The sequence below is a fragment of the Buchnera aphidicola (Pentalonia nigronervosa) genome (genome assembly GCA_014622685.1).
In the GTDB taxonomy this organism is placed as follows: domain Bacteria; phylum Pseudomonadota; class Gammaproteobacteria; order Enterobacterales; family Enterobacteriaceae; genus Buchnera; species Buchnera aphidicola_BD.
In genome coordinates this window covers 75,875-99,436 of sequence record CP061275.1, presented here as the reverse complement: position 1 = coordinate 99,436, position 23,562 = coordinate 75,875, and the positions used below count along the sequence as shown (strand labels likewise).

Here is a 23,562-nt window from a genome sequence, read left to right as displayed (position 1 = left end):
AGAAAATAATATAAAATATGTCTCAATAGTATTATATGATCGCATTTTACTATGGCTCACTTTAGGTTTGTTAGTATTAGGATTCACTATGGTAACATCTACGTCAATTCCTATAGGACAAAAATTATATTGCGATCCATTTTTTTTTGTTAAAAGAGAGATATTTTATTTTTGCGTAATATTCTTTTTATCTTATTTTTTGTTACGGATACCAATGGTATTTTGGGAAAAAAATAGTCATGTTATATTAATAATCTCATTTTTTTTGCTTATTGTAGTATTAATATTTGGAAAAGCTAATCATGGTGCGTTTAGATGGATAAATATAGGTTTTTTTCACATACAACCGTCCGAATTATGTAAAATATCGTCATGTTTTTATGTATCTAATTATCTATCACGAAAATATTGTGAAGTACAAAATAATTTCTGGAGCGTTTTTAAACCTATAAGTGTTATAATTTTACAGTCTTTTTTATTATTAGCAGAACCTGATTTAGGAACAATAATTGTTGTATTTTTTACTATACTTTCAATTTTATTTATTTCTGGCATAAAAATAGAACAATTTATCATAGTCATTATTAGTAGCATTGCAACAATCATACTATTAATTTTAACTGAACCTTATCGTGTAAAAAGAATACTTTCTTTTTGGCATCCATGGAATGATCCCTTCGGTGCAGGTTATCAAATCACGCAATCATTAATCGCATTAGGGCGAGGTAGTTTTTTTGGACAGGGATTGGGAAACTCTATTCAAAAATTATATTATTTACCAGATGCTCATAGTGATTTTATTTTTTCAATTATAGGTGAAGAATTAGGATTTATAGGCGCATTTTTCACACTATTAATGATTTTTCTACTGTCTTTAAGAGCTATTTACATTGGAAAAACAGCATTAAAAAAGCATGAAATTTTTTCAGGATTTTTAGCTTGTTCTATCGGTATGTGGTTCATTTTGCAAACGTCTATTAATATTAGCGGTATAATTGGTATTATACCTGTAAAAGGTTTGACGTTGCCTTTAATAAGTTACGGAGGATCAAGTTTAATTATCAACTCAATAGCAATTTTAATTTTATTAAGAATTGACTTTGAGATAAAAATAAAAACATCACAAGCTTTTTTTAAAGGAATATAATGACGATAAAAAAAATTATAATTATTGCAGGAGGAAGTGGAGGACACGTTTTTCCTGGTCTTGCAATTGCAATGCATTTAATTAAAAAAGGTTGGAACATAAAATGGATAGGAACACGAGATCGTATAGAATCCAAATTAGTTCCTAAACATGGTATTGACATCAATTTTATTAATATTCAAGGACTGCGTAATGCTACTCTTAAAACAATCTTATGTTTGCCAATAAATGTTATAAATGCTATTTATAACATTCGAAAGATAATTAAAATCTGGTCTCCAGATATTGCGTTAACTATGGGAGGCTATGTATCTGGACCTGGTGGATTAGCGGCTTGGTGTTCTCAAATTCCATTACTCATACATGAACAAAATCAGGTACCAGGTTTAACTAATCAATGGTTATCTAGAATATCTACAAAAAATATGCAAGCTTTTTCAGGAACATTAAAAGATGCAAAAACAGTCGGAAATCCTATTTTTAAAAATATTATTAATATTCCTAGTCCTAAATATCGATTTGAAAATAGAATAGGGCCTTTAAGGATACTTGTTGTTGGAGGAAGTCAAGGAGCTAGTATATTAAATGATACACTTCCAAAAGTATCAAAAATTTTAAAAAACAAAATTATTATTTGGCATCAAGTAGGTTCGCTCGATTTCAAAAAAATAACAATGCGATATCGTCAACTTGGCGTAAATAATGTATATTGCATAACTGACTTCATAGACGATATGGCTGTTGCATATAAATGGGCAGACTTAATTATTTGTCGTTCCGGAGCATTAACAGTAAGTGAAATATCCGTAGTAGGACTAGCAGCAATTTTTGTGCCATATCCGCATAAAGATCAACAGCAATACAAAAACGCAAAAAATTTAAAAAATATTGGTGCAGCAAAAATAATTAATCAATCAGTATTTAATACTGAACTAATAGTAAAATTATTACATTCTTTAACTCGAGAAAAACTATTTGACATGGCAAAAAAAGCTTATTCTCTTGGAATAAGAGATTCAACAGAAAAAATTTCGGAAATAATTTATAAAACGATTAAAACACATAAAATAAATTAACAGTAAGTTTTATTAATTATGATCAATAATGAAGAATATGAATATGCATAAAACAAAAACAAACAATTTTTTTATCTCTCAAAAAAAAATTCATTTTATTGGTATCGGTGGAACAGGGATGGGGGGATTAGCTTTAGTTCTACTCAAATTAGGACATACTATCACTGGTTCTGATTTATCAAAAAATTCGAATACAACAAAACTAATTAATAAAGGTGCAATTATATATTTTCAACACTCTAAAAAAAATATATATAATATTGATTATATTGTAAAATCTAGCGCTATTAAAGAAACAAATCAAGAACTTATTGCTGCAAAAAAAAAAAAATTCCTATATTCCTTCGAGCAGAAATGCTTGCATTATTAATGCAATTTAAATTTGGAATTGCAATCTCAGGTACACATGGAAAAACTACAACTACATCAATGATATTTGATATATTTAAAAATAGCAAATTAAGCCCAACTTGCATAAATGGCGGATTAATAAAATCAGTAAAATCATACTCCCATTTGGGTATTTCACAATATTTTATCGTAGAGGCAGACGAAAGCGATGCATCTCTATTATTCTTAAAACCATCAATAGCTATTGTTACTAATATTGAATCCGATCATATGGATTACTACAATGGTGATTTCGAAAAACTTAAAAATACATTTTTTGTCTTTCTAAAACAAATTCCATATTCTGGAACAGCTATTCTATGCATAGATAATCGTATTCTATTTGATTTTTCATACATACTCACATGCAATGTAATTACATATGGATTTCACAAAAATGCAGATGTATGGATTACAAAATATACACAAAATGGTTTTTTTTCTTACTTTACATTAGTGATACAAAATAAATTACATTTGAAAATTACGTTAAACATGCCAGGTAAACATAATGCATTAAATGCTGCTGCTGCTGTTGCTCTTGCAATTAGTCAAGGAGTAAAAAATGACAAAATCATTAAAACATTAAAATATTTTCAAGGCACAGAAAGAAGATTTGATTTAATTGGAAAATTATGGTTTCAAAAAAATCATGTTTATAAAAAAAATATTATGTTAATAGATGATTATGGTCATCACCCTACTGCATTATCTGAAAATATTAAAACTATACGAATTAGTTGGCCAAAAAAAAAATTAATTATGATATTTCAACCGCATAGATATACAAGAACGCATTACTTATATAACGATTTTATTAACGTATTATCTCAAGTCGACATACTTTTAATACTAAATGTATATTCCGCAAATGAAAAACACATTTCTGGCGCAAACAGTTTTTCATTATATCATGATATAAAAACATTCACTAATTTACACAACATCACATTAATTTCTAATCATAATTTAATACTAGATACACTTATTAAAGTTTTGCAAAACAATGATATTGTTTTATTACAAGGCGCTGGAAATATAAAAAATATAGTCTATAAAATGCTTTCCAAAAAAAATATAAAGTTAAATAAATGAATAAAAAAATAGCAGTGTTACTCGGTGGCACTTCGCCAGAAAGAAACATTTCAATTATATCAGGATCTTGTGTTTTGAAAAGTTTATTAAAATCTGGATTAAATGCACATCCAATTGATACTCGTGATTTTCCTATAATGCATTTAAAAAAACAAAAATTTAATACAGCATATATTATGTTACATGGAAAAGGTGGTGAAGATGGTAGTATTCAAGGAGTATTAGAATATTTAAATATCCCTTATACCGGTAGCAAAATTATGTCATCGGCAATATCTATGGATAAATTCAGAACAAAACAATTATGGAGATCGCATTCTCTTTTAACAGCACCGAATATTTATCTTCATAGAAACTATAAAAAAACTACATCTTTTTCTTTAATAAGAAAAAAAATTGTTACATTAGGATTACCTGTTATAGTAAAACCAAATTGTCAAGGTTCTAGTATCGGAATTACACGAGTGAATAGTATTGAAGATCTGGACCATGCACTTAATGTTGCTTTTTTTTATGATAATTACGTGCTCATAGAAAAATTTTTAACAGGCGAAGAATACACAGTACCTATTCTTGGAGATAAAATATTACCGGCTGTTCATGTTTCTACAAAGCATCAATTTTATGATTATCATGCTAAATATTTGTCTCATACTACTCAATATACATGTCCTAGTAAATTAAATATACAACAAGAAACGAGATTAAAGAAAATTGTAATGTCAGCATGGAATATACTAGGATGTTCTGGATATGGCAGAATTGATGTGATATTGCATGAAAACAAAAAATTTTACCTATTAGAAGTTAACACCATACCTGGTATGACTCATCGTAGTTTATTGCCAATTTCAGCAAAATCCGTGGGAATATCATTTGATAAACTCGTATTAAATATTTTAAAAATGACATATTAATTCATTGCTTAAAAATTATGTTTTTATAAAATAGAAATAAAAAATATAAATACCGACTGTATTAAATTGTAAAATAATATAAACATAAAAATAAAAAATTGTATTTTCTTATAAAAACAATGAAAATATAGTACGGATCAAAAGAACCATGATTAAATCAATAGAAAAAAAGTTAATAGTAGGTTTAGAAATTGGAACTACTAAGGTAATTACTTTAGTAGGAGAAATATTGATAAATGACACAATTAAAGTCATTGGAATTGGAGTATGCTCTTCAAAAGGAATAGAAAAAGGTTGCATTAACAATTTAGATGAAATAGTACAATGTGTTCAAAAATCTATTAAAAAAGCAGAAATCACATCTAACTGTCAAATTTCTTCTTTATGTTTATCAGTTTCAAATCAACATGTTAACTGTCAAAATGAAATAGGAATGGTACCAATATTAAAAGAAGAAGTAACTGCATATGATTTAGACAATGTTATTCATACAGCGAAATCAGTAAAATTACCTCATGAACACCATATATTACATGTAATACCAAAAGATTATTCTATTGATCAACAATCTGGTATAAAAAATCCAATAGGATTATCTGGAATACGTATGCAAGTAAAAGTTCATCTTATCACTTGTAATAAAAACATTACTAAAAATATGATTAAAGCAGTAGAAAAATGTCATGTCAAAGTGGATCAAGTAATTTTTTCTGGACTTGCGTCCAGTAAAGCAGTTTTAACTGAAGATGAATGCAATCTAGGTGTATGCATGATTGACATAGGCGGGGGTACTGTTGATTTTACTACTTACATCGATGGATCTATACAAGATAGTCAAGTAATTCCATACGCAGGTAATGCTGTAACTAATGATATTTCATATGCTTTTAGTACATCTTTTCATAACGCCGAAAAAATAAAAATAAAATATGGAGCTGTAACCATTCCGCCTTTAGGAACAGAAAAAAATGTTGATTTTTCTGATATGGATGACCATCTAAAAAATATCTTTAAGCAAGATGCATTAATAGAAGTAATTGCTGCAAGATATATTGAATTAATGTTTTTAATTAAAGACAGAATTCTCTATATACAAAAAAAACTACATTTAGAAGGAAAAAAATGCCAGTTAGCTAGAGGAATAGTTATAACCGGCGGAGGTGCAAAAATCACCTGTTTAGCAGAATGTGCAGAAAAAATTTTTCATAGACCAGTTCGTATTGCTAAACCATTAAATATTTCAGGTTTAACAGAAAATATAATTGAAACGCCATATTCAACAGTAATTGGTTTATTACATTACAGAAAAGATTACTATAAAAATATTAAAAATGAAAAAGGTAAAGATTCTTTTTTTAAAGATTGGATTAGATATATTCATAATTGGTTTAAAAAAGAGTTTTAAAATATGCATTTTAACTTCTAAAATAAAAATAAACAAATATGGAATGAAATTATGTTTGAACCTGTTGAATTGAGTAACAATGCAGTAATTAAAGTAATTGGAGTGGGCGGAGGAGGCGGAAATGCAGTTGAACATATGATCCGTGAACATATTGAAGGAGTGGATTTTTTTGCTATAAATACCGATGCACAAGCATTAAAAAGAATAGAAGTTGGACAAACTATACAAATAGGAAATAATATTACTAAAGGTTTAGGAGCGGGTGCAAATCCTGAAATTGGAAGAACTGCAGCTGAGGAAGATAAAGATCTTTTAAAATCTGCATTAAATGGAGCTGATATGGTTTTTATCGCAGCTGGAATGGGAGGAGGGACAGGAACTGGAGCTGCACCTATAGTCGCAGAAATTGCAAAAGAACTAGGTATTTTAACTGTAGCTGTGGTTACTAAGCCGTTCAATTTTGAAGGAAAAAAAAGAATGTTAGCTGCAGATCAGGGAGTAACAGAGTTATCTAAATACGTCGACTCTTTGATTACAATACCTAATGACAAATTATTAAAAGTTTTAAGTAGAGGAATCTCATTGCTTGATGCTTTTAGTGCTGCTAATAACATTTTAAAAGGTGCAGTTCAGGGCATCGCAGAATTGATCACCAGGCCTGGATTAATGAACGTTGATTTTGCAGATGTTCGAACTGTTATGTTAGAAATGGGTTACGCTATGATGGGAACAGGTCTTGCCTCAGGAGAAAATCGTGCAGAGGAATCTGCAGAAATTGCAATATCCAGTCCCTTGTTAGAAGATATTGATTTATCAGGAGCAAGAGGCGTTTTAGTAAATATTACGGCTGGTTTCGATTTAAAACTAGATGAATTTGAAACAGTAGGTAATACTATACGATCTTTCGCTTCAGATAATGCTACAGTAGTTATAGGAACATCTTTAGATCCTGATATGAATGATACCCTTCGTGTAACAGTTGTTGCTACTGGGATTGGTATGGAAAAAAATCAAGATATTAAACAAACAAAAAATAAATCTTCTAGAGAACTATTAATGGATTATCGCTATCAATATTTAAACATACCAACCAAAAAAAACGATAAAAACATTATAAAAACAGAAATAACAGAACAAAAAAATAAAATAAAAAAAACACCAGAATATTTAGACATTCCTTCTTTTCTCCGTAAAAAATCTGATTAAAGTATTTTCAACATATACTTAAAAAAATAATCTCAAAATAAAAAATATAACTTTTTAAAAATTATATTTTATTTAATCAGATCGTTATTTTAACATAAAAAACCTGCGCTAATAAAAAACATATTTTTATTAGCGCGTAAGTTAACACTTAATCATGTAATATATAAAATTTTCATTCTCTATGATAATAGTATAAAAAAAATATTTATTTATGATAAAATGAAATACTTCTTTTAATCAATACTTTATAACAATATGGAAAAAACGTCTAAAAAATATCTTGATATTACCGATACTGCGACTAACAGAATAAGAAATTTACTTAAAAAACAAAAAAATAAAAATCTAAAATTCAGAATATATATCAATGGTGGTGGATGTAGTGGATTTCAATATCAGTTTATTTTTGATGAAAATACGCATCAAGATGACATTATAATTACTCAATCAAATATTGTCTTAGTAGTAGATCCCATTAGTTTGCAATATCTGTATGGTGGAAAAATAGATTATTTAGAAAACTTAGAAGGATCGAAATTTATTGTTTTTAACCCCAATGCAAAAAATACGTGTGGTTGTGGATCATCTTTCAGCGTTTAAACAATAAATTTTTATTAATTAATAAATATAAAATTTTTATATAAACACATTACACATAACATGAAAATTGGAATTATAGGTGCTCTAAAAAAAGAAATTCAACTTATTCAAAATATTATACAAAAACGCCGAGAACAAAATATAGGAAACTATAAAATATTTATAGGATATTATAAAAAAAATAACATATTCTTAATTAAATCTGGCATAGGAAAGGTGTCTTCTAGTATTGCAACTACAGTGCTAATTAACCTATATAAACCTGATATTATAATTAATGTTGGATCTGCTGGAGCTTTAGATACATCTTTAAAAATTGGTGACGTAATAGTACCTAAAGCACTTTGTTATTATGACGTTAATTTAAGCAATTTTGGTTATTCTTTTGGTCAAATACCATATTTTCCAAAAAAATTTTTGATAAACAAAAAATTGTTTAACTTTATAAATAATCTTTCTAAAAATTTTAAATTTACTTTTTTAACTGGATTGTTAGTAACTGGTGATACATTTATTCGAGAAAGGAATATGATAAACAACATACAATATCATTTTTCTTCTGCAATTGCAGTTGATATGGAAGCAACAGCAATCGCTCAAACTTGTTATCAATTTAATATTCCTGCTATCATTATAAAATCTATTTCTGATTCAGCTGATCAAAATGCTACTATAAAGTTCAAAAAAAACATTTTTGTAGTATCATTGCAATTATTTAACTTCGTTCAATTAATATTAAAAAATATAATTAAAATATAACTGAATATACATGCAATAAAATAATATTTTTAAAATATTTGATAATCTTAATTAAAAATTTTTTGTAATATATCGTCATATTTTTATCTAATACAACTAAAAATATGATGTTTTTATTATTTTTAATGATATTTATTTCTATAAAAATTGCTATTCTTCTGTTGAAAATTCTAAAAACATAAACTCTATTTTTTCTATATAAATAGTTATTAAAAAAATCTTATAATAACTTATAATACTATTTTTTTATAGGATGAAAAATAACCATGACACAAAAACAAACATGGCACGAAAAACTTTATTTACATGCTGGTCAATATTTTCTAATTGATAAATTATTATACAAAAAAAAAAATCAATACCAAGAAATAGTCATTTTTAAAAATTCTATTCTTGGTTATGTCATGGCAATAGATGGAATTATACAGACCACGGAAAAAGATGAATTTATATACCATGAAATGTTAACACATGTTCCAATGTTCACTCACGGTAATATTAAAAATGTATTAATTATTGGAGGAGGTGATGGTGGAATATTACGCGAAATATGCCGACATAAAAATATTAAACATATTACTATGGTAGAAATAGATATTGATATCATTAATTTATGTAAAAAATATTTTCCAAAACATAATTGTCGTGCATATCAAGATTCTCGATTAACGTTAGTTATTGATGATGGTTTAAGTTTTATTAAAAAAACAAAAACAAAATTCGATCTTATAATATCTGATTCTACTGATCCTATTAACCATGGAAAAAATTTATTTTCATCAGAATTTTATTCTACTTGCAAAATTCGTCTTGATAAAGACGGTATTTTCGTTTCACAAAATGGAGTGCCTTTTTTTCAAAAAAAAACACTACTACTTACCCATAAAAAATTAAAAAAATTTTTTTGTAATACAAATTTTTACCAAGCCTCAATACCTACGTATTATGGTGGAATTATGACATTTGCATACGCTACTAATAATGCAGGTTTTTTTAAAAATATAAACATCAACGATTTACAGTTACGGATAAAAAGTACAAAATTGTCCTTTAATTACTACAATGCTAAAATTCATATAGGAAGCTTTTTTTTACCTCAATATATTCTTAATATGTTAGAAAAAAGTTAAATATCTGTTTTCAGGAGAATGATTAAATTGCAAAAACTAAAATTATATGGCTTTAACAATTTAACTAAAAGCCTAAGTTTTTGTATCTATGATATTTGCTATGCAAATACTGATGATTCCCAAAATAGTTACATCACTTATATTGATGAACAATATAATGCGATTCGATTAACAAAAATTTTACAGCAAACCTGTTCAATTATTGGTGCTAATATTTTAAACGTATTTTATCAAGACTATGAACCACAAGGTGCTAGTGTAACTATTTTAGTATGTGAAGAACCAATGCATTTGAATAAAATGAACATGACCAAAAACCACAACGTTGTTTCTTCTTCTGTATTAGCACATTTAGATAAAAGTCATATTTGTGTGCATACATATCCAGAAAGCCATCCACAAAGTGGTATCTGTACTTTCCGCGCCGACATCGAAGTTTCAACATGCGGAATTATATCTCCTTTAAACGCATTAAACTACCTTATACATCAATTAGAATCTGACATTGTAACAATTGAATATCGCGTTAGAGGCTTTACAAGAGACATTTATGGAATCAAACATTTTATTGATCATAAAATCAATTCAATTCAAGATTTTATGTCAAATGATATAAAATCAATGTATAAAATGATAGATATGAATATAAATCAAGAAAATATTTTTCATACTAGAATGATGTTAAAAGATTTTAACCTAAAAAACTATTTATTTAACATTTGTTTAAAAGATTTAAAAAGGGAAGAGCATACTTATATAGTAAATTTACTATGGAAAGAAATGAAAGAAATTTATTACGGAAAAAATATTTATATATAAGATTCTATTTAATAATAAAATCTATGTATTAAATTATCTGAATATGCCCGACAATTTATATTTAAAACATGATGTTTGCTTAAATCACAGTAACTTATAATCTATTTAAAAATGTAAAAAATAAATAACGATACACGTTTTTTTAAACATAAAAGATTATAGAATTTTAATATCTATAATCTTTTATGTTTAAAAAAACGTGTATCGTTATTTATTTTTTACATTTTAAATTAAACAAATCTGTAATAGTTCCTTGAAAAATTTCTGAAGATAAGCAAATTGATTCACTTAAAGTAGGATGAGGATGAATTGTTAACGCTATATCTTCTGCATCACAACCCATTTCAATTGCTAACGCAATCTCAGAAATCAACTCTCCAGCATTTGTCCCTACTATAGCACCACCAATAATTTTATTACTATTTTTATCAAAAATTAATCTGGTTACGCCAAAACTAGAATTTGATATAATAGCTCTTGCAGATGCATTCCACGGAAAATCACAAATTTCAAAATTTATATTTTTCTTCTTTGCTTCATTTTCGCTGACACCAACCCAAGCAATTTCTGGTTCCGTATATGCAATTGACGGAATTACTTTTGGTTCAAAATAATGATTACGACCAGAAATTACTTCTGCAGCAATGTGACCCTGATGCATTCCTTTATGCGCTAACATTGGAAAACCAGTCACATCACCAATAGCATAAATATTAGATATATTTGTTCTTAATTGTTTATCTACTGAAATAAATCCAGTGTTATTTACTTCTAAGCCAATTTCATTTAATCCTATCGAATCAGTATTCGGCGATCTGCCTATTGCTACTAATACTGCATCATAATTAATTTCATTTTGTTTAACACCATCTTGTACTAATATGACGGAACAATGATCATCAGATACTTTAAAAGAATCAATATGCGTATTCAATCTTAAATTAAATCTATCTCCTATAGAACTTAAATACGCATCAGAAATACGTTTATCTAATGAAGGAAAAAAATTTTTAAATCGATCAACAATATCAATTTTTGAACCTAAAGAACTGTATATTGTTGCCATTTCTAAACCAATAACACCGCCTCCAATAATTAAAAAACGTTCAGGTATCTTCTTTAGTAATAAAGCATCAGTTGAATTCCAGATCTTTTTATCATTAGGTAATGAGGGAATATGGATTGATTTAGACCCTGTTGCAATAATTGCGTTTTCAAACATAAGAGTAATACGAGCGTCTATATTCTCAATTACAACACTATTTTTAGTATCAAATTTCGCATAACCTTTAATTAATTTAATTTTCCTCTTTTTTCTCATATCAGACAAGCCGCTATTAAACTTTTCAATAATATTTTTCTTCCAAGAAACAACTTTTTCAAAATTTATTATTGGAGTTGAAAAAGATACACCTATCTGTGATAATTCTTTTGCTTCTTTAATTATTTTAGAAATATGTAATAACGATTTTGAAGGAATACACCCTGAATTCAAACACACGCCACCTAATTTATTGTCACATTCTATTAAAACAGTTTCTAAACCCAAATCAGAGCAACGAAATGCTGCAGAATAACCGGAGGGACCAGATCCAATAACTACTACTTGCGCATGAATTTTTTGATTCATCAAAAACCTCTTTAATTGGTTGTTATAAATTACATACTAACTCATTTATATCAAAAACTTACATCATTAAGAAACTCATATCAGATAAAAGTTTTTTTATAAACATTATAAAACGCATTGCATCTGCACCATTAATTACACGATGATCATATGATAAAGATAACGGTAACATCAAAACAGGAACAAAGCATTCGCCATTCCAAAATGGTTTAATTTGTGATCGTGCAACACCAAGTATTGCAACTTCTGGTGCATTAATAATCGGAGAAAACCAACCATTTCCAATTCCTCCTAAATTAGATACAGTAAAACAACCATTTTGATAATCTAAAAATTCTAATTTATTTTCACGAGCTTTTTTTGATATAGATATCAATTCAGAGGATAACTGTTTAATACTTTTTTTATTAACATTTTTTAAAACAGGAACGATCAAACTACCGTTAATATCCATAGCAACACCAATATTAGTATATTGATTAAAAATAATTCTTTTGTTATCTTTACTTAAGGAGCTATTAAATATTGGAAATTTTTTCAATGCATGTGAAATGACTTTTAGTATAAAAATCAATATTGTAATATTTCCATTTTTATGATCTGGATTTTGATGAGAATTATTATAACTTTTCCGAAATTGTTCTAATACGGTAATATCTACTTCATCAAAATGTGTTACATGCGGTATATTCATCCAATTTTTATGTAAATTATTACCAATTAATTTTTGATTCAAATTAAGTTCAATTTCATGTTTATTTGAATTATTTAAAGAATCAAAATTAGTTTTTTTCACACTTTTTAAATCATTAATTTCAACATTATTTTTATATAACTCTACATCTTGTTTTAAAATTCTACGTTTTCGACCTGTTCCAATGACTTGATGCAAATTAACATTTAATAATCGAGCTAAACGTCTTACTACAGGAGTAGCGTATACAATATTCTCTCTGTTTCTATTTCCTTCAATCACAGAACGGTTATTTTTATCAAAAATTTGAACATTATTTTGCATAAGATCAATGTTTTTTTTTGATTCATCCATTATTTTTATTTCACTGAGTTCAATTGTCATAATAACATCAAAGCTATTGACTTTATCACCGATACTCACATAAATATTCTTAACTATACCTTCTTTAGGTGATGGAATTTCGATAGAAGATTTATCGCCTTCAACGACTACTATCCCTTGTTCAACTTTTATTTTTTCATTAACTTTAACTAACACTTCTACTACTTCTACAGTATCTACACCAATGTCAGGCATTTTAATTTCAATATCCACTTTTTTACCTTTTATGCTAAGCGCGGATGAATTTTATCTGCATTGATATGAAATTTAATAATCGCATCTTCTACTGTTTTTTTATCAATATAATTCAATTCAGATAACAAATTTAAAGCAGCTACAACTATATAAACAGCACTAACCTCAAAATGATTACGTAACCTATCGCGACTATCTGAACGCCCAAAGCCATCTGTACCTAAAACATAATATTTCTCTGCAGGAATATAATGTCGAATTTGCTCTGCAAATAATTTCATGTAATCAGTAGCAGCAATTGCTGGAGATTTATTCATAATTTTTTTAATATATGCTATTTTTATCTTTTTTTTAGGATGTAACATGTTCCATCTTGCACATTCTTCACCATTTCTCGCTAATTCTGTAAACGATGTAACACTATATATATCACTGGTAATATGATAATCTTTTAATAAAATTTCTGCAGCATCACAAACAGAACGAAAAATAGCACCAGATCCCATTAATTGCACTTTGTTTAAACCACCATTGAGCGTTTTAAACTTATAAATACCTCGACAAATACCTGTTTCTACACCTTTTGGCATAGCAGGCATATAATAACATTCATTAATTGTTGTAATATAATAATATATATTTTCTTGATCAGCACCATACATACGTTTTAATCCATTGTGTATAATAACAGCTAATTCATACGAAAAAGTTGGATCATAAGATACACAATTGGGGACGGTTAAAGATTGTATATGACTATGTCCATCTTCATGTTGCAATCCTTCACCATTTAAAGTTGTTCTACCAGAAGTGCCACCAATCAAAAAACCTCTTGCTTGCTGGTCGCCAGCTGCCCAAAATAAATCTCCAATCCTTTGAAATCCAAATATTGAATAAAAAATATAAAACGGAATCATAGGAAAATCATTCGTACTGTACGAAGTAGCTGCTGCTAACCACGATGAAGCAGCTCCCAATTCATTAATTCCTTCTTGCAATATTTGCCCTTTTTTGTCTTCTTTGTAATAAGTTAACTGTTCCCGATCTTGGGGAGTATATTTTTGACCATTAGGATTATAAATACCAATTTTTCTAAACAGACCTTCCATTCCAAATGTACGTGCTTCATCAGCGATAATTGGAACTATTAAATCACGAATACAATTATCTCTTAAAAGAATATTTAAAATACGTATAAAAGCTACAGTAGTTGAAATTTTTTTATGTTGCTCTACTAATAATGTTTGAAATGCTATCAAATCTGGTAAATTTAAATTCTTTGTAAACTTTGATAAACGAAATGGAATATATCCACCTAATTTTTTTCTTTGCTGATGCAAATAAAAATATTCTGGAGAATTCTTTGAAAATGTAACATAAGGCAATTTTCTTATATCACTATCCAACACTGGTACTTTAAAACGATTTCTAATATGCATGATTCCTGAAATATCAATTTTTTTAATTTGATGTGCAATATTTTTCCCTTCTGCAATAACCCCAAGACCATATCCTTTAACGGTATGCGCTAAAATAACTGTTGGTTTATTTTTTGTTTCCTTTGCTTTTTTTAAAGCATTAAATATTTTTTTAGGATCATGACCTCCTCTGTTTAACTGCCATATTTCTTCATCAGTCATATTTTTTACCAATTCCAATGTTTCCTGATATTTTCCAAAAAAATATTTACGTACATATGCTCCATCTTTCGATTTAAAAGTCTGATAATCACCATCAACTGTTTCATTCATTAATTGAATCAATTTCCCAGTAGTGTCTTTTTTAAATAAATGATCCCATTTACTCCCCCAGATTAATTTTATGACCTGCCAACCTGCTCCGTAGAAAAAACTTTCTAGCTCGTTTACAATTTTTCCATTTCCAATTACAGGACCATCAAGTCTTTGTAAATTACAATTTATAATAAATATCAAATTGTCTAACTTTTCACGCACAGCAATAGAAATCATGCCTTTTGATTCTGGTTCATCCATTTCGCCATCACCTAAAAAAGCATATACTGTTTGTTCTGAAGTATCCTTCAATCCTCTGTTATACAAATATTTTAAAAATTTTGCCTGGTAAATAGCACAGGGAGGGCCTAATCCCATAGATACAGTTGGAAATTGCCAAAAATTTGGCATTAATTTAGGATGAGGATAAGATGACACACCTTTTCCATCAACTTCTTGTCTAAAATTATTGATTTGTTGTTCAGATAAACGTCCCTCTAGAAAAGATCGTGCATAAATTCCAGGAGAAATATGACCCTGAAAGTAAACTAAATCACCACCATGTTTGCTATTTTTAGCATGAAAAAAATGATTAAAACAAACTTCATATATTGTAGCAGACGATTGAAAAGATGATAAATGTCCACCTAATTCTAAATTTTTTTGAGAAGCTCTCAAAACAATCATGATAGCATTCCAACGAATTGCTGCACGAATTTTTTTCTCTAAACTTAGATCACCAGGATATTTAACTTCATCTTTCTTGCAAATAGTATTGATATAATCACTTGAAAAAAAATGTTGAAAAAACTCTATTTGATTTATTTTTGAACGCTTTAAAACTTGTTTTATTAAAAACTGAGCTCTTTCAAAACCGTCTTTACAGATCACTGCATCAATCGCTTGTATCCAATCGCTTGTTTCAACTGGATCCACGTCATTGTATAAACGTTCTGACATGGTATAAATTCCTTATAAATTATATTTGTAAAAACTAAATTAATATAAAAATGTTAATTTTACTTTTATATAACAAGATTATTGTAGTACTTTTCGAAAATAAAATTAACTATCTATAAAAATTACAAAACCAATAAAAATGAAACATATAAAAACATATAATGTTATTAATATTTTCTCCATAAAAATAATTATAAAAATATGTTTTATGATTTAACCATGTTAAATATACGATTCTCTTGTTCAGTTACTCTTATAAATGTTGTTCTTTTTGTTAATTCTTTTAACTTTTCTGCACCAACATAAGTACAAGATGAACGCAAACCTCCTAAAATATCACGTATAGTAATGTTAACATGACCACGAAAAGGCACCTTAACCATTTTACCTTCCGAAGCACGATAACCAGCAACTTTTCCTACATAACGTGTCATTGCGGATGTAGAACTCATTCCATAAAACAACATAAATTTTTTTGATTGTTCTTCTATTATCTTTCCAGAACATTCATTGTGGCCTGCAAGCATGCCGCCTAACATCACAAAATCTGATCCACCTCCAAAAGCTTTCGCTATATCACCAGAAACTGTACATCCTCCATCACTAATAATATGCCCACCCAATCCATGTGCAGCATCAGCACATTCTATAATCGCTGATAACTGCGGATAACCAACACCCGTTTTTACTCGCGTCGTACATACCGAACCGGGACCAATTCCTACTTTAACCACATCAGCTCCAGAAAGTATTAATTCTTCAACCATCTCACCAGTAGATACATTACCTGCACAAATAATTTTATCTGAAAAATAATCTCTAATAGATTTTAAAAAAGATACAAAATGCTCAGAATAACCGTTTGCGACATCAATACAAATATATTTTAGATCAGAAGATAACAAAAAAATATTCCTAATTTTTAAAAAATCTTGATCAGAAGTGCCAATGGATACAATGACATGATTCAAAATATTTGTAGATGACGAATCAACAAAGTTTTTCCAATCTTGTAAAGAGTAATATTTGTGAATTGCAGTCAATATGTTAAATTCAGATAAAACATTAACCATTTCAAAAGTACCAATAGTATCCATATTTGAAGCAATAATTGGAATTCCAGACCATGTTTTTTTTGAATGTTTAAAAGAAAAACAACGAATTAAGTCTACTTGTGCACGACTTTTTAATGTAGAACGTTTTGGGCGAATTAACACATCCTTAAAACCTAATTTAATATCCTCTTCAATACGCATAAAATCAAAATCCTATTATAAAACATCATAAATAACTTTTTTAAATAACATATTTAATATTTTTTAATAGATAAATTATATGACAATATTTAAATTTTAAAATAATAAAAATGTATGTATTTTAAGAAAAATTATAATTCATATTATAACATTTACTGAAAATATAGACATTCAAAAAAATACCGCTTATAATTACTAAAAAAATTAAAAAAATCAATCTAGTAATATATATTCTATTAAAAAATATTATATTCAAATTGCTTATGTTTTATTAAAAAAATATTAACTATAATTAAAACTTATTATATTTAAAAATACATCAATAAAACTTAATAAAATACTAAATTAATTAACACATACAAACAAATACAATAATTTGTTAAAAAATTAAATAATCACATTTTTAATAAACATAAATTGCAAATATTTAAATACAACGTATAATTTGAAAAATAACACAATTTTAAACAATGCTAAAATCATTATATTTAAAATTATTAAAAAAGTATTATAATGCTAGATAATGTTATTATCGATCAAAAAATAACATATACTAAATAACAACATAATTTTTTATAAATTAAGTAAATAATACTTTATAATTTGTTTAAATATTTTTTAAAATAAAAAGTATTATTTCATAAAAATATTAAAATATTGTCATCTTTAAAATATATATAAATCTAAAATTTAATAATAGAAAATCTATACAAAACGATTAATAACTAATTAACGTTTAAATAAAAAAATTTTTATTTATATCAAGTATTAATAAATCATATGATGTACAAAAATGTAATTTTTGAATTTTGGTATTCTAGAAATATATAAGATATTAAAGATTTTAAATACATATAAAATTATTCTAAATATGTATACTTAAAAAAACCAGACAATATTTGCATTTTTTTTGAACCACATGTAAAAAATATTATTTTGACTAAAATAAAAATTGTGTAATTATAAAAATAAATTTTTATGTAAATTAATGTATTTTTTTACATAAGATAAATTAATTTTACTTAATATGAGAACAATTTCATATTTAAATGATTCTAACATGTTTGAAAACATCTCAAAAGATTCTCGTGTATATTCTTGTTTTGGATCTTTTTGCGCATATCCACGTAGATGAATTCCTTGTCGTAAATAATCTACTGCAGATAAATGATCAACCCAAAAAGAATCTAATGTTTGTAGTATTATATACTTTTCTATTACACGTATATTTTTTTCACCTATTAAATCTTCTTGTATCTTATATTTTTGCATTACAGTATTAATTACTTGATCAGTTATCTTATCTTTTTTAAGATTAGATCGAATTTTACAAAAACCGATAATAGATATGTTTAAAAAAAAATCGATATTTAATTTATTCTCTAAATCAATAAGATTTTTATCGTTAATATCAGTATCATGAAATATATATGTAGAAATAATTTTTTTAAAAACGTCTCGAAACGTTTTATAAACGATTTCTTGAACATGATTCGAATCAATTAATTTATTCCGTTGAGTATAAATGGCATGACGTTGTTCATTAATAACGTCATCGTATTCCAATAATTGCTTGCGAATATCAAAATTACGATTTTCTACTTTTTTTTGAGCGTTTTCTATGGCTTTCGTAATCCATGGATGTTCAATAGCTTCATTTAATGACACACCAATTTTCTTCATTATATTAACAATTTTATCAGAAGCAAAAATACGCATTAATCCATCTTCCATAGAAATATAAAAACGTGAAGAGCCGCGATCGCCCTGACGACCAGATCGACCCCGTAATTGATTATCAATACGACGTGCCTCATGACGTTCTGTACCGATTATATGCAAACCGCCAGACAATAAAACAGCATCATGTTCTTTTTTCCACTTTTGTGTAATTTTTTTTAATTTATTCGAATCAAGTCCCAAATTCTTATTTAATTCAACCTCTAAATTTCCACCAAGTACTATATCTGTTCCGCGACCGGCCATATTAGTTGCAATTGTAACTGCTTGAGGTTTGCCAGCTTGTGCTATAATCTCAGCTTCTTTAGCATGAAACTTAGCATTTAAAACATTATGTTTAATTTTTAACTTAATTAATTTTTGAGAAATCATTTCTGATTTTTCAATTGAAACTGTTCCGACTAAAACCGGTTTTTTTAATGTTATACATTTTTTTATGTCTTCTATGATAGCATGCATTTTTTCCTGTTCAGTAATATATACTAAATCTGGCATGTCTTCTCGAATCATTGGTTTATTTGTTGGTATGACTATTGTATCAAGATTATAAATAGAACTAAATTCAAATGCTTCAGTAGCAGCTGTTCCAGTCATACCCGCAATTTTTTTATACAACCGAAAATAATTTTGAAACGTAATAGATGCTAATGTTCGATTTTCATCTTTTATAAAAACATGTTCTTTTGCTTCGATTGCTTGATGCAATCCATCTGACCATCTTCGACCAGGCATAGTTCGACCTGTATGCTCATCTACAATAATTATTTCATTATCTTTAACTAAATAATCGACATCACGAATAAATAAATTATGCGCGCGTAATGCAGATATAACATGATGCATTAATATTATATTATTAGAAGAGTACAACGATTCATCAGTTTTAATTAACTTTTTTTGAAATAATATTTTCTCAATTTTAATCAATCCTCTTTCTGTTAAATATACTTGTTTTAACTTTTCATCAACAAAAAAATCCCCCTTACCATGAAACATGTCCGAATCATCTTTTTCTTGCGCAATTAAATAAGGAGTAATTCTATCAATTTCCTGATACAAAGTAGAATTACCTTCTGCTGGACCAGAAATAATCAAAGGTGTTCGTGCTTCGTCTATTAAAATTGAATCTACTTCGTCTACCAATGCATAATTTAACTTTCTCTGTACTCTTTCCGTTGCAGAAAACACCATGTTGTCACGTAAATAATCGAATCCATACTCATTATTTGTTCCATAAGTTATATCTGACAAATACGCATCTTTTTTATCGGAAAATGACATACCAGATAAATTTAAGCCAACCTTTAAACCAAGAAAGTTAAATAATACAGTATTTTTTTCAGCATCTCGATGCGCTAAATAATCATTCATCGTGACTATATGAACACCATTTCCATCTAATGCATTTAAATATGCTGGTAATGTCGAAGTTAAAGTTTTTCCTTCTCCAGTACGCATCTCTGCTATACATCTTTCATTTAATACTATTCCGCCAAGTATTTGTACATCAAAATGCCGCATTGAAAAAACACGCTTACTTGCTTCTCTAACTGTTGCAAACGCTTCAGGTAATAAATCATTTAAAGTTTCACCATTATCTAAACGACTACGAAACCATTTTGTATTTTCTTTTAATTTTTTATCTGATAATTTTGAAAATTTTTTTTCTAATTGATTAATAGATAACACTATTTTTTTTAACTTTTTTAAAATTCGATCATTACGATTGCCAAATATCTTCGTAAACCATTTCCTCAGCATATTATAATTCTCATATTCAAAATTTTAATTTTAATGATATAAAAAATATATTACTAATTAAATGATATAAATTTCACTAGTATATTTTTTATTTTCAATCAATTTTATAAAAAATATGTAAAAATATTTATTAGTATAACAATTTTATATTATGTATATACTATTAAAAAACCCAAAAAACTTATATTCAAATAAAATTAATCCTATTTAAAATATCTTTTTTCAAAAAAAATATTATATAAGAATGCATATAATTAAAACATATTTTTTATTTTGAATACACGATAAATAAATTCTTACAATAATTCCCTTTGTTTTAAAAAATTTTTTAACCAAAAAAATGTTCTTATTCTTATTTATTCTCGCTAAATGAGATGACAATAAAATTTGATGTTTACAAAAGTTATAATTTTTTACAAACCATATTGGCAATTCTAGACTATTTTGAACATTACTTGTACAAAACAATTTTCCGAATTTATCAACATAAAAAATTTTAATATGTCTAGGCGCTTTTAATTCTAATGGCGTTGTACTATAATACTCAAGATATTTTTTATAAATTTGCATTGCGCCAGAAGAACCATATAACTTAATAGATTTATTGCTATCTCTTCCAATCCAAATAATCATTACATTTTTTCCATCAATTCTAACAAACCAACTATCTATTAAATTATTAGTTTTTCCGGTTGTACCGGCTAAAAAAATTTTTTAAAAATGCTCCCCAACGACTGCGCAGTACCATGATTTACAACTTCCTGCATAGCATATAATATTAAATAACTTACCTCAGATGAAACTATACGTTTTGCTTGCGGTGTGTTTTAATATAATACTTTTCCAGTATTGAACACAACAGCATTAACCGAAGATAATAATGCTTTTTTTTCATTATCTGCAATTACTTGAAAAACTTGTGCTACTTCTATCGGAGTTAAATTAATCGCACCTAAAGATGTTGACGGTAGAAAAGGAATTTTACTTTTTTCGATGCCAAGATTACATCGATTTTGAATTATATTTTTTAAACTTACGTCTAAAATTAAATTTAATATTGGTATGTTCATAGAATTAATTAAAGCATCTATTAACATAACTTTTCCGATAAAATGATGATTATTATTTTTTGGTATCCAATATTTGTTTTTATTTAATTTAATAAAAATTGGACAATCAGAAGCCCAGGTATTAAAATGATACTCTTTTGGTTCAGATAAGATAGTTAAGTATGTTATAATTTTTGATAAAGAACCAATAGAACGACGTGCCTGTAAAGCACGATTATAACCATAAAAATTTGGTCGAGAACTACCAATAAAAGATTGAATTTCTCCAGTATGTTTATTAACTACTATCATAGCAATCTCTAAATCTTTTAATTTTTTTTCTCTTTTAATAATTTAATTCCTATTCTTGCTGCGCGTTCTATTGCGTTTTGTGATATTAAATCAAATGTTGTAAATATTTTTATATTCGCAGTATGTTTAATTGAAATATGCATTTTTTTTTAATTCTAAATACACTCTTTGTAAAAAATCAGAATAGGATGCAAGCACACTGTTTCTAGATTGAACGTTTAAAGATCTATTAGATAAATCATCATATACATTTTTAGTAATATATTTTTGATGATATAAAGATAATAAAACGATGTTTCTTCTAATCAACGCAGATGCAGGATGCGTCCAGGGATTGTATATCGATGCACCTTTTACCATCCCTACCAACAAAGCATACTGATCTAAATTTAATTCATTTATAGGTCTTCCAAAATAATATAAACTAGCTAACGGAAATCCCCGAATTTGTTGATTCCCAACCTGACCTAAATAAACTGCGTTTAAATACAACTCTAAAATGCGATCTTTTTCATAAAAACATTCTAAAATTAATGACATATAAATTTCATTAATTTTTCTCCATATGGAACGATCATTAGTTAAAAAAAGATTTTTTATTAACTGTTGAGTTAAAGTGCTTCCTCCTTGTATCATTCGACCAGAAGATATATTTGCTAAAAACGCTCTAGCTATAGAAGAAATATTTATACCTATATGATTATAAAAACGTTTATCTTCAATTGCTAATAATGTTTTAATAAGTATGTCTGGATATTTTGATCGATCAAAAAATATACGATTTTCTTTTCCTTTTGATTTTAATATTGTAATTAATTTTGGATCTAATCGAAAAAAACTAAAATTACGATTGCTTTCAATATTTTTAATTTTTTTTAAATGTTTTTTCCTAAAATACAACTTGACATGAAACTCACCTTCGTTAAAATCTGGAAAATCAAAAGCACGTCGTATTAATTCTATGCTGTTTTTACTTAATCTATATTCACCTGGTAACATAACATGATGTACTTTTTGATACATAGATTGTGCTAACAACGATGACATTTGTCTTTTTGAACACAAAGAACCTGGTTCGAAATTGATTATACGACTGTATATTTCAGTAGGAAAAATCCATACTGATCCACTAATTAACTTGTGTATTTTATGGTATAAATACAAACCATATAATACAAATATTATTAACAATAAAAAAATTAAAATTTTTAATTTTTTTTTTAAAATGTACATTTAAAAATACTCTTAATTTTAACTAAATATTTTCTAAAATTAAAAAATAACAATGTAATATTCTATATTAA

At 27.1% G+C, this 23,562-nt stretch carries 14 protein-coding genes and 2 pseudogenes; 10 read left to right on the top strand and 6 right to left on the bottom strand.

What is annotated here, in order from left to right; translation table 11 throughout:
- The first annotated feature begins 10 nt into the window (after nt 1–10).
- The 10 genes and pseudogenes from ftsW to speD all read left to right on the top strand — a co-directional run bounded on the left by ftsW (nt 11) and on the right by speD (nt 10,544).
- Nucleotides 11–1,147 carry a cell division protein FtsW gene (gene ftsW / locus ICW73_00390; protein ID QNS02084.1) on the top strand — a complete coding sequence of 379 codons (1,137 nt, stop codon included), beginning with the start codon at nt 11–13 and terminating at the stop codon, nt 1,145–1,147.
- The gene (gene murG, locus ICW73_00385) at nt 1,144–2,223 is read left to right on the top strand and encodes an undecaprenyldiphospho-muramoylpentapeptide beta-N-acetylglucosaminyltransferase (GenBank protein QNS02083.1); all 1,080 of its coding nucleotides are present in this window, start codon (nt 1,144–1,146) and stop codon (nt 2,221–2,223) included. The genes ftsW and murG overlap by 4 nt, the downstream gene beginning before the upstream one ends.
- Before the next feature lie 37 nt (nt 2,224–2,260).
- Nucleotides 2,261–3,708, top strand: a pseudogene (locus ICW73_00380) (UDP-N-acetylmuramate--L-alanine ligase).
- Entirely contained in the window at nt 3,705–4,625 is a 921-nt protein-coding gene (locus tag ICW73_00375) for a D-alanine--D-alanine ligase (GenBank protein QNS01931.1), read from the top strand. Before ICW73_00380 ends, ICW73_00375 begins: the two are co-directional and overlap by 4 nt.
- 148 nt (nt 4,626–4,773) lie before the next feature.
- Nucleotides 4,774–6,030: a cell division protein FtsA gene (gene ftsA / locus ICW73_00370; GenBank protein QNS01930.1), complete on the top strand. Its 1,257-nt coding sequence runs from the start codon at nt 4,774–4,776 to the stop codon at nt 6,028–6,030.
- Between the two features lie 51 nt (nt 6,031–6,081).
- On the top strand, nt 6,082–7,236 hold the full coding sequence (ftsZ, locus tag ICW73_00365; protein QNS01929.1) for a cell division protein FtsZ: 1,155 nt from the start codon (nt 6,082–6,084) through the stop codon (nt 7,234–7,236).
- 255 nt (nt 7,237–7,491) lie between these two features.
- Nucleotides 7,492–7,836 (top strand): iron-sulfur cluster insertion protein ErpA, encoded by a 345-nt coding sequence (gene erpA / locus ICW73_00360; GenBank protein QNS01928.1) that lies wholly within the window; start codon nt 7,492–7,494, stop codon nt 7,834–7,836.
- A 60-nt stretch (nt 7,837–7,896) separates the two neighbouring features.
- Nucleotides 7,897–8,595 (top strand): 5'-methylthioadenosine/adenosylhomocysteine nucleosidase, encoded by a 699-nt coding sequence (locus ICW73_00355; protein ID QNS01927.1) that lies wholly within the window; start codon nt 7,897–7,899, stop codon nt 8,593–8,595.
- 266 nt (nt 8,596–8,861) lie between these two features.
- Nucleotides 8,862–9,725 (top strand): polyamine aminopropyltransferase, encoded by an 864-nt coding sequence (speE, locus tag ICW73_00350; protein QNS01926.1) that lies wholly within the window; start codon nt 8,862–8,864, stop codon nt 9,723–9,725.
- A gap of 18 nt (nt 9,726–9,743) precedes the next feature.
- On the top strand, nt 9,744–10,544 hold the full coding sequence (gene speD, locus ICW73_00345; protein QNS01925.1) for an adenosylmethionine decarboxylase: 801 nt from the start codon (nt 9,744–9,746) through the stop codon (nt 10,542–10,544).
- 211 nt (nt 10,545–10,755) lie between these two features.
- Here speD and lpdA read toward each other — a convergent pair whose 3' ends face one another.
- The 6 genes and pseudogenes from lpdA to mrcB form a co-directional block, all read right to left on the bottom strand.
- Nucleotides 10,756–12,174 (bottom strand): dihydrolipoyl dehydrogenase, encoded by a 1,419-nt coding sequence (gene lpdA / locus ICW73_00340; GenBank protein QNS01924.1) that lies wholly within the window; start codon nt 12,172–12,174, stop codon nt 10,756–10,758.
- A 58-nt stretch (nt 12,175–12,232) separates the two neighbouring features.
- On the bottom strand, nt 12,233–13,447 hold the full coding sequence (locus ICW73_00335) for a 2-oxo acid dehydrogenase subunit E2 (GenBank protein QNS02082.1): 1,215 nt from the start codon (nt 13,445–13,447) through the stop codon (nt 12,233–12,235).
- 29 nt (nt 13,448–13,476) lie between these two features.
- Entirely contained in the window at nt 13,477–16,140 is a 2,664-nt protein-coding gene (aceE, locus tag ICW73_00330) for a pyruvate dehydrogenase (acetyl-transferring), homodimeric type (GenBank protein ID QNS01923.1), read from the bottom strand.
- Nucleotides 16,141–16,346: 206 nt separating this feature from the next.
- The gene (locus ICW73_00325; GenBank protein QNS01922.1) at nt 16,347–17,396 is read right to left on the bottom strand and encodes a GMP reductase; all 1,050 of its coding nucleotides are present in this window, start codon (nt 17,394–17,396) and stop codon (nt 16,347–16,349) included.
- 960 nt (nt 17,397–18,356) lie between these two features.
- Entirely contained in the window at nt 18,357–20,897 is a 2,541-nt protein-coding gene (secA, locus tag ICW73_00320) for a preprotein translocase subunit SecA (GenBank protein QNS01921.1), read from the bottom strand.
- Between the two features lie 234 nt (nt 20,898–21,131).
- Nucleotides 21,132–23,491 (bottom strand): annotated as a pseudogene (gene mrcB / locus ICW73_00315) (penicillin-binding protein 1B).
- Between the last annotated feature and the right edge of the window lie 71 nt (nt 23,492–23,562).